This is a genomic window from Brevibacterium senegalense, assembly GCF_000285835.1.
GTDB classification, from domain to species: domain Bacteria; phylum Actinomycetota; class Actinomycetes; order Actinomycetales; family Brevibacteriaceae; genus Brevibacterium; species Brevibacterium senegalense.
This window is the reverse complement of record NZ_HE978602.1, coordinates 212,811-228,105: the sequence shown is the minus strand read 5'-3', so window position 1 is coordinate 228,105 and position 15,295 is coordinate 212,811. Positions and strand designations below refer to the sequence as shown.

Sequence of the window (15,295 nt, the reverse complement as noted above, 5' to 3'; positions counted from 1 at the left end):
GCCTCGTCGTCTCTGGCGCGGCGGACGCTCAGCCGCGACGGTCGCTGCGGACGAGGCCCAGCGCCAGATCGACCTGCCGCGCGACGATCTCGTCGCGGGACAGCTCGCCGTCGGGGCGGTACCAGTTGGACATCGAGTTGCAGACCGTCACGACGGCGCGCATCGCGAACCCCGCATCGATGACCTGGAAGTCTCCGGACCGGATCCCGTCTTCGACGATTCCACGGAAGACCGCCTCAGTCCGGTCGCGCTCGACGACGACGGCCGCGCGCGCCTCGCCAGACAAGTAGCGGAACTCCGTGATGCCCACCGTGGAGGCGCGCGGCCCGGCGATGACGAAGTCGACGTACGCGGTCACGGCCGCCTCGAGGCGGGCACCGGGATCACCCCCCGCGATCTGAACTGCGGCCTCGAGCTTCTCCGCCAGCTCCCGGGCGGTCGCCTCGAGGACGAAGGCGAGCAGTCCGTCCTTCGAATCGAAGTAGTTGTAGAGGTTGGACTGCGACGTACGGGCGACGCCGGCGATCCCCCGCATGGAGGCGCCATGGAAGCCTCGGTCCGCGAACACCTGCAGCGCCGCGCCGATGACCGTCTCCCGGTCGATGAAGTTCGGCGCAGCCCGTCGCCGCGCGCCGCGCTCGCTCACAGCCACAACCTCACTCCGTTCCATCGAACACCTGACACTCATTCACCGAATAGTCGCACACCCCGCCGACGAGCCCCGACTCCGCGACGGGTGTCCGGGTGAACCACGCCTCCCCTCGAACCACCAGTTGCCAACCGCGACGTGAGATGGGACACTTCATTCTAAGAACGAACGTTCTTGCTTGCAACGCGGATCACCGCCGGACCTCACATCGACCCGCGAATGTCGGGACCCGCCCACCGAATCCCGCGGCAGCCATCACGAAGGAGTGATCCCCTTGAGTTCAGCGCACGCAGATCTCCTCGCCCGTGTTCAGCGCCTGGAGGACATTCACGAGATCTCCCAGCTGCGCGCCCGGTACTGCCAGGCACTCGACGACGGGCGCTGGGAGGACCTGGCGGACACGTTCACCGACGACGGCGCATTCATCGGCCTGTCGACGGCGCGCGGTCGCGAGGAGATGCTCGAGTTCTTCCCCACGCTCAATGCCTCGACCGTCACGTCGTGGTGGCACTTCAGTTCGAATGAGACCGTCGACATCGACGGCGACGAGGCATCCGGCGTCACGTGGCTGCTCCAGCCCTGCGTCGTTGACGGTCAGTCCCAGATCGCCGCCGGCCGCTACGAGGACGTCATGGTGAGGACCGCCAGCGGATGGCGGTTTCGCACACGGAAGGTCTCCTTCTTCTTCTGGTCGTCGCTGGAGTCCGGCTGGGACGCCGCGCGCTTCGACTTCCCGCCGGCCGTCGGCGCAGAAGACGCACGCACGCGCCAGCGGCTGTCCCAGCAGAGGCAGTGACACTCATCCGCGCACTCGCAGCTCTCCCACCCCACAGATCCGAACGACTCACAACCCTCCATCAATGACGATAGGAATCGACATGCGCCCGATCACACTCACCACGGCAGCCATCGCCGGCGCCGCCGCCCTCACGTTGTCCGCCTGCGGCGGAAGCGGCACCTCCCGCGTCGCAGAAGGCGGCGCGGATTCCGTGAATCTGACGGTCACGACGACGATCGGTGGCCCGGATAACTACCACAACGTCCCCATCGATGCATTCTTCACCGCGGTCGAGGAAGCCTCGGACGGCCGCCTCACGTACGACTTCAGCTACGCGAACGCGATCGTTCCGCCCGCAGAGGTGGGAAGCTCGATGGCTGACGCCACCGTCGACTCCGGACTCGTCGTCACCTCTTACAACCCCTCGGAGTTCCCCATCAGCAACTGGGCCTCCAAGCTCGCATTCGCAGGCGAGGCCGGCCCGCCCGTCTCCGCTCTGGACCGCGCTGCCGCGGTCACCGACTGGTGGTACTCCCACCCCGAGGCGATGCAGTCCGATTTCAACGACCAGGGGCTCATGCCCCTGACGCCGGGGTACAACGCGCACACCACGTATCACCTCATCTGCACTGAGCCCATCACGAGCCTCGCCGACGCCCAGGGCAAGTCGGTCCGGTCGCCCGGCGAAGCATGGGCGGAGACGGCGACGGCCATCGGCATGGAGCCGGTCTCGCTCCCGGGTGCAGAGATGTACGAGGCGCTACAGCGCGGGATCGTCGACTGCGTCATGGCTGACGCGACGGACATGGTCTCGTCCGACCTCACCGAGGTCGCGAAGCACTACACGTCCGTCAATCTCCCGGGCTTCACCGCATATGGGATCTTCGTGAGCCAGCAGACGTGGGACTCGCTCGATCCTGAACTGCAGTCGATCATCTGGGAGCAGATCCCCGTCTACCTGGAGAGCCTCACCCACGAGGGGTTGAAGCTGCAGGAGGCGTTGCTCGAGACCTCGGGCATGGAGTTCCACACGATGGACGACGACCTCGCCGATGCGCTTACCGACCACCAGCAGTCGGTCCTCGACAAGGCTGCGGAGAACGCACCGGACACGCTCGCGGACCCGCAGGCGGCGGTCGACAGCTTCGTCGAACTGCACGACAAGTGGGGCGGCATCGTGTCGGAAGACTTGGGCATCGAACCCTACGACAGCTGGGCCGACTGGCACGACGCCGGCGGGACTGCCGATGACATCGATGCCGGTGGCTTCGCCCAGCGCGTGTACGACGACGTCTACGCAGACGCGATCCCCCAGTGATGTCGGCGCCGAGGGCGCACACTCTCGAACCGCCCCGATAGGAGTGACATGCTGCGCACAGCGATCACACTCATCGGAGCAGCCGCGCTGCTGCTCATGATGTTCTACACCGTCCTCAATGTCATCGTCCGCGCGACCGTCGGCACCCCGCTGCCCGCGGCGATCGAACTGACGACCCGCTGGTGGATGATCCCTCTGGTCTTCGCCGGGTGGATCCTTGCCCACCACGTCCGCGAGCACATCATCGTCGACTTCGTCGTCGACGGCGCCGGTAGTCGGGTGCGGACTGCGATGGCCGTGATCAACGGCCTCCTGCTCATCCTCTTCCTCGCGCTCATCGCCTACGCGGGTCTTCTGGGCGCGATGGAGAACCAGGCACGCAGTGAGTACGGGATCGACACCGGCTGGCCCGTATGGCTGACCCGATACGTCATCCCCGCCTTCGCCGTGATCTTCATCGGCTACCTTCTGCACGATGCGGTCCGGTGGCTCGCCAGACGAAGGCATGCACAGAAACAGACGGGCCCCGAGGCACAGGAGACAGGAGTCGGTCATGACAGTTGACACCGCCACACCGCCCACCGCACCGAGCGCGTCCCTTCCCGTGGCACCGAAGCGGTTCCGAGCAGTGGGAAGCGCGCTGCCGATCGCCCTGCTGGTCGCCGGAGTCGTCTTCATGGGACTCGCGTACACGAGCACCTCGACAGTGTCCGTGGGCGTCTACTCCCTGTGCCTACTCCTCTGCCTCATCCTCGCCGGCCTCCATGTGGGGGCGGCGATGGCCCTGAGCGGGGTCTACGCGATCTGGGTCATATACGGCTTCGAGGGATTGGTCTCCGCACTCAAGAACACCCCCTACGACTCCGCGTCCGGATGGTCCATCAGCGTGCTGCCGATGTTCATCTTCATGGGATTCCTGTTGTGGCGATCGTCTATCACTAACAAGCTCTACAGTGGTGCGGGTGTCTGGCTCAACTGGCTGCCGGGCGGCTTGGCCGTCACGACCAAGGTTGCAGGTGCCGCGATGGGCGCGGCGAGCGGTTCGAGTGTAGGCATCGCCTACGCGCTGGGCCGCATCGCCCTCCCGGAGATGCTGCGCGCGGGGTACCCCAAGCGCATTGCGCTCACCTCCGTGCTCATGGCCGGCAGCGGCGGACAGCTCATCCCGCCCAGCATCATCATGGTGGTCTATGCGGGGATCGCCGGCACGTCCGTCGGCCAGCAGCTACTGGCGGGACTTCTGCCGGGTCTCGTCCTGGTCGGGGCGTACATCGTCTACCTGATCGCCTCGAGCATCATCATGCGCTCGAAGTTCGACATCAAGGAGACCCCGAAGACCACGTGGGCCCAGCGCCGCAGGAGCCTGGGCGACCTGTGGCAGGTTCCGCTCGTCATCCTCCTGGTGGTGGGCGGGCTGTACTCGGGCTTCTTCACCGCGACGGAGGCCGGCGCCTTCGGTGCGTTCGTCTCTCTCATCATGCTGCTGATCTACCGTCGGAATGAGAGCGGCGCGGCACTGTGGCAGGCAGTCCGCGACTCGCTCGCCTCCACAGGGTCGATCTTCCTGCTCCTCGTGGGTTCGACGGTGCTCGCCCGAGCGCTGTCCCTCACCGGCGTGACGCAGGCGGCCACCGACGCACTGGCGAACAGCGACATGACCCGTGTCCAGTTTCTACTGGCACTCGTCGCCTTCTACATCGTCCTGGGCATGTTCCTCGATCCGATCGCGATGATCCTGCTGACGGTCCCGCTGTTGCTCCCCGTCATGCCGGCCTTCGGGATCGACCCCCTCTGGTTCGGTGCGTTCGTGGTCCTGTTGGGCGAGCTGGCCGTCATCACGCCCCCCGTGGGCGTGCTGCTGTACGTGATCTTCCGAGTGGCACAAGCGCCCGAGGTGAATCTGGGTCAGAAGATCTCGATCACCGATGTCATGCGTGCGTCCGTGACGTTCATCCCGATCACGATCGTCGTCGCGCTGATCCTCATCTTCTTCCCGGATCTGGTGACGATCCTGCCGGAACTCTCCTTCGCGGAGTGACGTCCGGCCGGACAGACGCATCGCCCCTCGCCCGAAGCCATTCCGACGAGGGGCGATGCGCGCCATGGCAGACTTCCCGCTTAGCTGGCGACGACCGCCGCGCCCGCGAACGTCTCCGTGTCGATGACGAAGCGGAACTGGACGTCACCGGCGACCACGCGGTCGTAGGCGGCGTCGACCTCATCGACGCCGATCGTCTCGATCCAGGAGCCCAGCCCGTGCTCCGCACAGAAGTCGAGCATCTCCTGCGTCTCGCGGATCCCGCCGATGTTCGATCCGGCGATCACCTTCGATCCGCCGATCAGCGCGCCGAAGCCCAGCGGCTGCTTCTCCGGCGGCAGGCCCACGACGGCCATGACGCCGCGCGGCTTCAGCAGACCCAGGTACCGGTCGACCGGGATGTCCGCGCTGATCGTGTTGAGGATGAAGTCGAACTCGTCGCGGTGGTTCCGGAAGAAGTCCTCCTCCGTCGTCGCGAGCACGCGCGAGGCACCCAGCTTCAGCGCCGTCTCCTCCTTCGCCAGCGAACGGCTGAGCACCGTCACGTCCGCGCCCTTAGCCGCGGCGATCTGGACGCCCATGTGCCCCAGGCCGCCCAGACCCAGCACCGCGACCTTCGAGCCGGGGCCCACGCCCCAGCGCGCGATGGGCGCGTACGACGTGATGCCCGCGCACAGCAGCGGCGCGGCCTGCTGCAGATCCAGGCCCTCCGGGATCCGCAATACGAAGTCCGCGTCCACGACGACCTTCTGCGCGTACCCGCCCTGTGTGATCGAGCCGTCGACGTCGACGGAGTTGTACGTGCCGACCTTGCGCCCCTTGCCGCCGGAGCACTCCTGCTCCTGATCCGACCGGCACGCGTCGCACTCGCCGCACGAATTCACCAGGCAGCCCACGCCCACGCGGTCGCCCACCGCGAAGCCGGTGACCTCCGCACCCACGGCCTCGACGTGACCCGCGATCTCGTGGCCCACGGCAAGAGGGAAGTGCGCCTCGCCCCACTCGTTGCGGATCGTGTGGATGTCGCTGTGGCAGATGCCCGCGGCCCGGATGTCGATGAGCACATCATGGGGTCCCACCTCGCGACGTTCCAGGTCGACGACCTGGAACGGCTCGTGCGGCCCGGTCTTCTGCAGTGCCTTGACGGTGATGGTCACAGTAGTCCCCCTGGGGTCCGTGCGGCGTCGATGTCCGCCCCCCAGTATGTCAGCGAAGCCGTGCATTCGGCGGAGCGGTCTCATCGCGGAACGCCGCGACGCGCATCACGGACCGCGGCGGGGATCACACGATTCGGAGGGCCCGCGGCTCGGCATCCGCCGATCTTTTCGGGTACTGTCGGGAACAGTTCTTACCGAACGATCACTCAGACTGCGACCATCCAGACTGAACCGGACCGTTCGAGCCGAGGGACATGGTACGACAAGGACGCCGCACCGCGCAGGGCCTCGGCGACAGCAGAAGAAGAGGAGTTTCACGTGGCGACCACCAACGGACGCGCAGAGATCCTGCGTGCCGCGCGCATCACGTTCGCCCGGCACGGGTTCGACGGCGCCTCGATCCGTGACATCGCGCAGGAGGCCGGGCTCAGCCTGTCCGCCCTGTACTACTACTTCCCGTCGAAGCAGGATGCGCTGTTCGAGCTCATCCACAACGCCTTCACCTGGTTCAGCGCCCGTGCGCAGGAGGCGGTCGAGACCACCGGCCCGGACCCGGTCGACCGCATCGCCGTGCTCGTGCGCTTCACGGTCCGCTACCGCTCGACCTACCGCCAGGTCAGCCGCGTGATCCTGCGCGACACGGAGCGCCTCAGCCAGGAGAGCTTCACGACGATCCGCGGTCTGCAGCGCGAGTCCCGCGACATCTTCGTGGGCGTCGTCCAGCAGGGTCGCGACTCCGGTGTCTTCCACGTCGACAACGCGGACATCGCCTCGCGCGCGATCCTCTCGATCATCAATTCGATCCCGCTGTGGTTCTCCAAGGACGGCACTCTCACGATCGACCAGCTGGAAGAGCAGTACACCCGCTTCAGCCTCCGCCTTCTGGGCCTCGACCCCAGCGATGCGGAGATCGAGCGGCTGATCGCCCTGCCGCTTCCCGCCATCGACGGTGCCGTGGGCGACCCCGACGCCGAGGTCGCCGCCGCCTCCCGCTGACGGCGCACCGGCCGCGGTCCGCACCCGTCGGCTCCTCCGATCCGTCGTCTGTAGCCGATCTGGCACACGGCTCTCGATCCCGCTACACGTGCGGCACGAGTGGGCCGGCCGGTCGGCGGATGCTGGAGGCATGACGCGACGTCCCGCTTCCCCGCACCGCTCCTCCCGCCTGCTCGTCCTCGCTCCCGCGACGGTCCTGGCGCTGGTCGCTCTGACCGCCTGCACGGAGGGGACGGAGACGGACACCCGTCCCGTGTCCAGTGCGGATGAGTTCTTCGAGGTCGTCGAATCCCTCGATGCGGTGGAAGGCATCGACCGCATCGCTGTGGACGCAGACGATGTGGACCCCGCCCCCACCTACCCCCAGCCGTCCTGCGGCCCGGACGATCCGACCCCGGAGCCAGCCGCTCCCCCACGGACCGTCGTCCACCTCGACGACGAGGCCGACTCCGTCGCTCTCCGTGTCGCCGAGCGCGCGATCCTCAACCTCTACTCCGACCACCGGTATCCGGACGGGCCCCCACAGATGACGATGGTGAGCGGCCGCTTCCGCGTGGACGCGCCCCGGTTCGACGGCTACTCCCGCGCTGCCGCTGGATCGGGCGACGGGACGGCCGCCCTCAATCTCCCGCAGCTGCCGCACCTGGCCGATCTGCCGGACGTCGAGGGGGGCGCCCTCGAGGACACGCAGGCCACCGCCCGTCTGAGTCCGGGCACGGATCTGCGCGACTGGTTGCTCGAGAACACGGATGCCCCGGGATCCGTCCGTCTGGACGTCACCGCCTCCGCCGCAACCGGCTCATCGTCCTGCTCAGACGACTCCGACGACGCGGCCGCGCTGGACTCCACCGCCTCCGCGGAGCCGCCGACGACCCGGTTCTCCTTCAGCCTGGGATCGGACACCGCGCCCGAGGCCGTCCGGACCCTCTTCGAGACCGCGGACGCCGGCGGGGCGACCGTGCTGGCCGGCTCCGTGGACGACCGCACCCAGCAGCGCACGGAGCAGGGCGATCTGCAAGTGCCCTCCGTTGATGACGTCTCCGCACTCCACGACGCACTCGTGACCCAGTACGGCGCCGCCGCGCAGGACGGCTTCTCCGTCCGCACCGACGACGGCCTGACGATCGAGTTGGGCGACGGCGCAGACAGCCTGGACGACGTCCTCGCGGCGCACACCCGGCTGACGGATGCCGGCGCGTCCGTGCGGAGGATCGAGATGAACAACGGCGGGGTCGCGGTCACCGTCGACGACTCGGACGGGCTGCAGGAGGTGGTCGACCTCGTGTCGGATGCGGACTGGCCGCTGGGTCCGGACGAGCCGGTCGAGGTGAGCCACCGCGACCTCCACCACTACGGTGCGGACTTCGAGGCGCAGGCGTGGCCCGCCCACCGCCAGACCATCGCGGCGCTGTGGGACGCGGGATTCACCGCCGTGCTCACCGGCAGCGGCTCACGCGGCGCCGGTTTCGGCCTCTCGATCGGCGACGCGGCCGGGCCGGACGTCTCACAGCCCGCGGGCCTGGATGCCCTGGTGACCGCACTGCGGAACGGCGACTGGCCGGGAAGAGCCTCGGTCGCCGTCGAGCACGACGGCGACCGCGTCTCCTTCACGTCCACAGCGACCGGCACCGCGGACCGCACGGACGACAGTCGGTACGGCGAGGACCAGCCGCAGCCCCCGTGGGCCCGGGAGCTCCTCGCCACGTGGGACGCCACCGCCGGGTGAGGCGCACGCGGGCCGCGGTGCCGGCTCGAGCCCCGCATGCGGGAGAGGCCCGCGCGTCAGCGGACCTCGCGCTTGGCGAGCGTGCGCAGGTGCACCTCGTCCGGACCGTCGAAGATCCGCATCGCGCGGTGCCAGCCGTACATCGCCGCCAGCGGCACGTCGTCGCTGATGCCTGCGCCGCCGTGGACCTGGATCGCCCGGTCGATGACCTGCAGCGCGGTGCGCGGCACGGCGACCTTCGCCGCGGACACGTAGGCGGCGGCCGCCTTGTTGCCGTGCGTGTCGATCACCTTCGACGCGTACTGGCACAGCAGCCGGGCCTGGTCGATCGCGATGCGGGATTCCGCGATGTCCTGCTGGATCGTGCCCTGCTCGACCAGCGGCTTCCCGAAGGCCACGCGCTGCTGCGCCCGGGACACCAGAAGGGCGAGCGCTCGCTCCGCCGCACCCAGCGCGCGCATGCAGTGGTGGATACGGCCCGGTCCCAGGCGGGCCTGGGCCAGCGCGAAGCCGGACCCCTCCTCCCCCAGCAGGTTCGCGACGGGGACGCGCACGTCCTCGAACACGACCTCGGCGTGCCCGTGCTGGTCGTGGTGCCCCATGACCGGCAGGTCGCGGACGATCCGCACCCCCGGCGTGTCCACCGGGACGAGGATCATCGACTGCTGGCGGTGCGTCTCCGCCTCCGTGTCCGTCTTGCCCATGAGGATGAGGATCCGGCAGCGCGGGTCGGACGCACCGGAGGTCCACCACTTCCGTCCGTTGATGACGTACTCGTCGCCGTCGCGGGCGATCGTCGTCTCGATGTTCGTCGCGTCCGAGCTGGCGACCTCCGGCTCCGTCATCGCGAACGCGGACCGGATCGTCCCGTCCAGCAGAGGCTCCAGCCACTGCGTGCGCTGCTCCTCCGTCGCGAACATGTGGAGCAGCTCCATGTTGCCGGTGTCCGGCGCCTGCCCGTTCGTGGCCTCCGGAGCCAGGTGGAGACTCCACCCGGTGATCTCCGCCAGGCCCGCGTAGTCCAGCTGGCTCAGCCCGGACTCCGCGGGCAGGAAGAGGTTCCACAGGCCGCGCTTCCGGGCTTCGGCCTTGAGCTCCTCGACGACCGGCGGGACCGAGTGGTCGTGGGGCCCGTGCTGTGCGCGGTACTCGTCGTAGCGGGCCTCCGCCGGGAAGACCTGCTCGTGCATGAACGCGACGAGGGCCTCACGCAGATCCAGCGCCTTCTGAGACGGCCTCAGGTCCAGCGATTCGACGTCCGGGCGGACGGGCATGCCCTTGAGTGCGGTGTCAGTCATCTGATGCGTCTCCTTGTGCGGGTGGATCCACCGGAGCGGAGTCCGGAGATGAAGAGGGTTCCAGGGACACTGCGGGGCCGGTGGCCGGGTCCGTGCGGGCCTCGATGAGGCCGAGTGCGAGCCGCGCGTAGCGCTCTCCCATCTGGTGGGGAGTGAGGCCGCCGCCGGGGCGGTACCAGGAGGCGACGGAGGTGCCCATCGCGATGAGGGCGCGGACGGCCTCGGCGGGGTGGGGTGTGCCGAAGGCGCCCGTCTCCGCACCGTGCTCCACGACCTCGCGGAACAGGTGCTCCTGCTCGTCGCGCAGCGCGACGACGAGGCGGCGGCCGTCCGGGTCCAGGCTGCGGATCTCCGTCGCGCCCACGACGGCCTCGTCGCGCCGCTCCGTGTGGAAGACGAGCCACGCGTGCATGAGGGCACGCAGCTGGTCGTGCGGCAGCGCGCCCGCCCGCAGCACCGCGCTGCGGGTCGCGGCGAGCGCATCGGTGAGGATCCCGACCATGATCTCCTGCAGGATCCGCTGCTTGGACGGGAAGTGGTTGTAGATCGAGGCGACCGTGAAGCCGGCGCCCGTCGCGATGTCGCGCATCGAGGTGCCGTGGTAGCCGACCCGCTGGAAGTTCTGGACCGCGGCGTCCAGGACGGCCGCACGTCCGGACCGTGCCTGCATCGTCGCTCACCGCCTCTGCCGGGTCGGGGCGACGCCGCTGCCGCCCTCCTGTTCCGCCCCATCATGCGCATGCGAACACTTGTTCGTCAAGGATTCCCGGAACGCCCAGTCTCTGGGTGTAGTCTGCGCTCTTGGTCGTGAACGCTTGTTCGAGGCACGTGCGCACAACCCCTTGACGCGGCACCCGGAACAGGGCAATGCTGGCAGTCCCGGACGGATGTTCCGGACCCGGCGCGCCCCGCAGTCGAGGCGTGCCGGACACCAGCCGTCGAAGACGCCGGCAGGCGCCAGTCTCCTCGGCACTCACCGTGATGAAAGGCGAGATCCATGGCAGATGCACCGCAGCTCACAGACCTCCTGGCGAATGCCCCCTCCAACTGGGGCCGCTGGGGCGACGACGACGAGGTCGGTTCGCTCAACTTCCTCACCTCCGACGAGGTGCTGCGCGGTGTCCGCAGCATCAGGACGGGTGAGGTGCACACCCTCCAGAGACTCATCGGCGATCCCAAGGGTGACCCGGTGTGGCCGTCCCGCCTCCCCGCGGAGCGCGAGATGGTCATCGACGAGTCCGCATGGGACAGCGACGACGCGCCCCAATTCCCGGGCGGACTCCACTACGCGGACGACAAGCTGGTCGCCTTCCTCCAGGGTTCCACGCAGTACGACGCGCTGGGCCACGTCTGGTACGGCGGTCAGATCTGGAACGGATACGACGCGCGCACGACCGTGGGCGGCCTGGACAAGGCGAGCGTCGAGCCGATCGCCCAGCGCGGCGTCGTGGGCCGGGGCGTCCTCGTCGACATGGCCCGCCACCTGGGCGTCGAGGCGATCGAGGCCAAGCGCACCTTCGACCACAACGACCTCCAGGAGGCGGCGGAGGCGCAGGGCGTCACGATCGAGAAGCACGACATCCTCCTCATCCGCACGAACCACCTGCAGCTGTTCTTCGAGCAGGGCGACAAGTTCTACGAGGACTTCTGCGAGCCGGGCCTCCAGTACAGCCCGGAGCTCGTCCAGTGGTTCCACGACATGGAGATCCCCAACCTCGTGACGGACACGATCGCGAACGAGGTGACGACGGACCCGGACACCGGTGTCGCGCTCACCCTCCACAACGCGCTCATGCGCAATCTGGGCATCGCGCTCACGGAGATCTGCGACCTGGAGAGTCTCGCCGCCGCGTGCGCGGAGGACGGCCGCTGGGACTTCCTCTACGCCGCCGCTCCCCTCAAGATCCACCGTGCGACGGGCTCGCCGGTCAACCCCCTGGCGATCCGATGAAGCCGTTCTCCGAATCCCTCGCGCCCGCCCACCCCACGATGCTGGACGCGTGGGAGCACCGGGTCCGGGAGTCAGCGGAGCAGCCCTTCCTCCACGCGTTCGCGGAGACTCTCACCTTCGGCGAGGTCGATCGGCAGGCGCGGGCGCTCGCGGCCGCGCTCGCCGGGGACGGGGTGAGCCCGGGCGACCGGGTCGCGCTCTACACGCAGAACGACCCGCTCTTCGCGGTGGGCGTCGTCGCGGCGTGGAAGCTGGGGGCGGTGGGCGTGCCCATCAACCCCATGAACACGGCCCGCGAGCTGCGCTACCACCTGCAGGACTCCGGTGCCGTCGCGCTCGTGACTCTCCCCACGCTGTGGGACGACGTCGCCGCCGAGGTCGTCGCGGACACCTCCGTCCGTCTGACCGTGATCGGCCGGTTCCGTCGGTGGGTCACCGAGGGCGACGGGATCCGGGAGGAGGCGGTCGAGGCCGATGTCTCCACCGCGACCGCCGCCCCCGCAGGGGTGCGGCTGGCCTCCCTCGAGGAGCTGGCCGGCGACGGGGGCGGTCAGCCGGCCGGGGCCTCGGGAGCGGTGTCCCGGCCCCAGCTGGGACCCGACGACCCGGCGCTGCTGACCTACACCTCTGGGACGACGGGCAGCCCCAAGGGAGCGATCAACACGCACGGGAACCTCGCGTTCAACGCGGAGACGTACGTGCAGATGGGCGGGCTGGAGGCGGGACAGCCGATCCTGGCGATCGCGCCGCTGTTCCACATCACCGGATCGGTGGGCCATCTGTCGTACGCGATCCGGGGCGGGCACCCGCTGGTGCTGAGCCATCGGTTCCACCCCGTCGCAGTGCTCGAGTCGATCCGGCGGTGGCGTCCGGTCTTCACGATCGGCGCGATCACCGCACTCATGGCGGTCGCGGACTCCTCACAGCTGCGCGACGGCGATCTGGACAGCCTGCAGACCGTGTACACGGGCGGGGCGCCGGTCGCACCGTCGCTGTCGGACCGGCTGGAGCAGGTGTACGGGACGTACATCCACGGGGCGTACGGCCTCAGCGAGTCCGCGTCGCCGCTCACGGTCGTGCTGCGGGGCGAGCGGGCGCCGGTCGATCCGGAGTCCGGCTCCCTGTCCGTGGGGAAGGCGGTCTACGACACCCAGGTGCGGATCGTCGGCGAGTCCGGGCAGGACCTGCCCGACGGCGAGTACGGGGAGATCTGGGCGCGCGGCCCGCAGATCACGCCGGGCTACTGGGAGAACCCGGAGGCGACGGCGGCGGAGATCACCGATGGCGGGTTCTTCCACACCGGCGATGTCGCCTTCCGTGACGCCGACGGGTGGATCTACCTGGTCGATCGCAAGAAGGACATGATCAACGCGGCCGGCTACAAGGTGTGGCCCCGTGAGGTCGAAGGGGTGCTCTACGACCACCCCGCCGTGTCCGAGGCCGCGGTCGTGGGCGTCGCGGACGACTACCGCGGCGAGACCGTCGCGGCGTACGTGACGCTCAAGGCGGGGCAGAGCGCCACCGTCGAGGAGCTGACCGCACACTGCCGCGAGCAGCTGTCCGCGTACAAGGTGCCGCGGTCGATCGGTGTCCTGGATGAGATGCCCAAGACCGCGACCGGCAAGATCCTGCGGCGCATGCTGCGGGAGTAGGTCAAATGCGGGAATGAGCGGGCGTCGGATCCCGATCCGACGCCCGCTCTGCCGTCACTCCACCGGCAGCGTCAGCAGGTGGTAGCCCATCGTCTTGCCGTGGCCGTCCAGGTAGCTGCTGCCGGTCACTCCCCCGCCCAGCACTCCGCGCAGGTGGAAGACCATCGCGGACACGGTGGGCATGAGCGTCCGGTGGACGGTCGCCACGGGCAGTCCGTAGTGCTGCGCGACCCGCTCCTCCGTCACCGCCCGGACCACCTGGTCGTACGCGTGACCTGTCTGGCCGTCCGCATCGTCCCGGGGCAGCACGGCGATGATGAGGTCGTCGCCCTTGTCGCCGGTCCGCACGTCCGCGATCGCGTCGAGGATCATCCCCGCACCTCCTGGATGTGCACGGTGGTCGTCACGGCCTCCCGCGGCAGCGAGGCTGCGCGGATCGCGACGACCTCCGTCACGGAGCCGCGGGCTCCCCCGCCGCCGGCGGGCCCGTTCGTGTAGAGACTCTCCACCTCCCAGCGCACGGCGTCCGCCTGCGCCCGGTCGTCCAGCACGCCGGACACGCGCAGCCGCACCTCCGGGAGTGGACCCACGTCGCTGCCCCGACTGCCGGGGGCGCCGCGGAACGCGGAGCCGGTGCCGATCAGCTCGACCGTCAGCCGGTCCTCCGGCACCCCGTGCACGTGGGCCAGCCGTTCGACGACGACGTCGCCTGCCAGCCGGGCCCGCTCCTCCGCCCGAGGCCCCGCGTAGGAGATCTGTCCCTCCCCCGTCCAGCCGCCCCGGAATCCCAGGCTCACCTTGAGCTGGTCCGGCCGCTCCCGGCCCGAGGCCCCGGTCACCGCGACCCGGTCCGGTCCCGTCTGTGTGAAGGAGACGCGGGAGAAGTCCGCGGTGATGTCCGGGGTGAGATAGGCGTGCGGTTCGTGCACCTCGTAGAGGAGCTGTTCGCGGCACGTCTGCACCGTGAGGAGCCCCCCGGAACGCTCCAACTTGCCCATGACCGCGGTGCCGTCCGCGGACACGTCCGCGAAGGGGAAGCCCAGGCGCGCCAGTCCGGGCACGTCCTTGGGTCCGGGGTCCGCGAAGTACCCGCCGGTCAGCTGACCGGCGCACTCGAGCAGGTGGCCCACGCACGTGCCGGCGCCCAGCAGTGCGTGGTCGCATGGGCCCCAGCCGAACTCGTGGATCATCGGAGCGAGGTACAGCGAGGGGTCGGATGCCCGTCCCGCGATGACGATGTCGACGTCCTGCTTCAGTGCATCGACCAGGGCATCGGCGCCGATGTACGCGTTCGCGGAGAGCAGCTCGTCCGGGTGCGCGGAGACCGGCGCGTCGGTCTCCCACACGAGGGGGTCGACCTCACGGATGGCCGCCTCCACATCGTCCCCGGTGACGGCGGCGATCCGCACGGTCCGGCCCAGGCGCTTCTCCCCCAGGAGCGCGGCGACGGCGTTCGCGGCCGCCAACGGGTTCGCGCTCCCTCCGTTCGTCACGATCGTCGTGCCGGCGGCGAGCGTGTGCTCGATCACGGCGTCGATGCGGGCGAGGAGCAGGGGATCGTATCCAGCCCCGGGATCCGTTCGCCGCCGCACCTGTCCGGCCGCGACAGTCCTCTCGCCCAGACACTCGAAGATCAGGTAGTCGAGTTCTCCGTGCTGCGCGAGCTCGACCGCGGGATCGATCCGATCACCCGCGAAGCCCGCACCGGCGCCCAGCCGGATCTGTTCCATAC

The 15,295-nt window shown here is 69.2% G+C and carries 14 protein-coding genes; 8 read left to right on the top strand and 6 right to left on the bottom strand.

Features of this window, described 5'->3' with window-relative positions; translation table 11 throughout:
• Positions 1 to 28: 28 nt before the first annotated feature.
• Positions 29 to 646 (bottom strand): TetR/AcrR family transcriptional regulator, encoded by a 618-nt coding sequence (locus tag HGBR_RS16845; RefSeq protein ID WP_019158595.1) that lies wholly within the window; start codon positions 644 to 646, stop codon positions 29 to 31.
• A gap of 277 nt (positions 647 to 923) precedes the next feature.
• Here HGBR_RS16845 and HGBR_RS06845 point away from each other — a divergent pair, with 277 nt between their 5' ends.
• The 4 genes from HGBR_RS06845 (at position 924) to HGBR_RS16835 (ending at position 4,783) form a co-directional block, all read left to right on the top strand.
• Entirely contained in the window at positions 924 to 1,445 is a 522-nt protein-coding gene (locus HGBR_RS06845) for a nuclear transport factor 2 family protein (RefSeq protein ID WP_019158594.1), read from the top strand.
• A gap of 82 nt (positions 1,446 to 1,527) precedes the next feature.
• The gene (gene dctP, locus HGBR_RS06840; protein WP_019158593.1) at positions 1,528 to 2,745 is read left to right on the top strand and encodes a TRAP transporter substrate-binding protein DctP; all 1,218 of its coding nucleotides are present in this window, start codon (positions 1,528 to 1,530) and stop codon (positions 2,743 to 2,745) included.
• A 48-nt stretch (positions 2,746 to 2,793) separates the two neighbouring features.
• A complete protein-coding gene (locus tag HGBR_RS18765; protein ID WP_019158592.1) occupies positions 2,794 to 3,309 on the top strand; it encodes a TRAP transporter small permease in 516 nt (171 codons plus the stop codon).
• Positions 3,299 to 4,783, top strand: a complete 1,485-nt coding sequence (locus HGBR_RS16835) for a TRAP transporter large permease (protein WP_019158591.1) — start codon at positions 3,299 to 3,301, stop codon at positions 4,781 to 4,783. Before HGBR_RS18765 ends, HGBR_RS16835 begins: the two co-directional genes overlap by 11 nt.
• A gap of 80 nt (positions 4,784 to 4,863) precedes the next feature.
• On the opposite strand, the gene HGBR_RS06825 is transcribed toward HGBR_RS16835, so the two are convergent.
• A complete protein-coding gene (locus HGBR_RS06825) occupies positions 4,864 to 5,940 on the bottom strand; it encodes an NAD(P)-dependent alcohol dehydrogenase (protein WP_019158590.1) in 1,077 nt (358 codons plus the stop codon).
• A gap of 318 nt (positions 5,941 to 6,258) precedes the next feature.
• Between HGBR_RS06825 and HGBR_RS06820 the strand changes: the two genes are divergently transcribed.
• A complete protein-coding gene (locus HGBR_RS06820; RefSeq protein WP_019158589.1) occupies positions 6,259 to 6,936 on the top strand; it encodes a TetR/AcrR family transcriptional regulator in 678 nt (225 codons plus the stop codon).
• A 130-nt stretch (positions 6,937 to 7,066) separates the two neighbouring features.
• Positions 7,067 to 8,662, top strand: coding sequence for a hypothetical protein (locus HGBR_RS18760; RefSeq protein ID WP_019158588.1), 1,596 nt, complete (start codon positions 7,067 to 7,069; stop codon positions 8,660 to 8,662).
• 56 nt (positions 8,663 to 8,718) lie between these two features.
• Here the strand turns inward: HGBR_RS18760 and HGBR_RS06810 are convergent, their stop codons facing one another.
• Complete coding sequence (locus HGBR_RS06810; RefSeq protein WP_019158587.1) at positions 8,719 to 9,960, bottom strand: acyl-CoA dehydrogenase family protein; 1,242 nt, start codon at positions 9,958 to 9,960, stop codon at positions 8,719 to 8,721.
• Positions 9,953 to 10,630 (bottom strand): TetR/AcrR family transcriptional regulator, encoded by a 678-nt coding sequence (locus tag HGBR_RS06805; protein WP_019158586.1) that lies wholly within the window; start codon positions 10,628 to 10,630, stop codon positions 9,953 to 9,955. Before HGBR_RS06805 ends, HGBR_RS06810 begins: the two co-directional genes overlap by 8 nt.
• Positions 10,631 to 10,957: 327 nt before the next feature.
• Between HGBR_RS06805 and HGBR_RS06800 the strand changes: the two genes are divergently transcribed.
• Both HGBR_RS06800 and HGBR_RS06795 read left to right on the top strand, forming a co-directional pair.
• Positions 10,958 to 11,911, top strand: coding sequence for a cyclase family protein (locus HGBR_RS06800; protein ID WP_019158585.1), 954 nt, complete (start codon positions 10,958 to 10,960; stop codon positions 11,909 to 11,911).
• Complete coding sequence (locus HGBR_RS06795; protein WP_019158584.1) at positions 11,908 to 13,563, top strand: class I adenylate-forming enzyme family protein; 1,656 nt, start codon at positions 11,908 to 11,910, stop codon at positions 13,561 to 13,563. Before HGBR_RS06800 ends, HGBR_RS06795 begins: the two co-directional genes overlap by 4 nt.
• Before the next feature lie 54 nt (positions 13,564 to 13,617).
• On the opposite strand, the gene HGBR_RS06790 is transcribed toward HGBR_RS06795, so the two are convergent.
• Entirely contained in the window at positions 13,618 to 13,935 is a 318-nt protein-coding gene (locus tag HGBR_RS06790) for an AtuA-related protein (protein WP_019158583.1), read from the bottom strand.
• A complete protein-coding gene (locus tag HGBR_RS06785; RefSeq protein ID WP_019158582.1) occupies positions 13,932 to 15,293 on the bottom strand; it encodes an acyclic terpene utilization AtuA family protein in 1,362 nt (453 codons plus the stop codon). Before HGBR_RS06785 ends, HGBR_RS06790 begins: the two co-directional genes overlap by 4 nt.
• Positions 15,294 to 15,295: the final 2 nt, after the last annotated feature.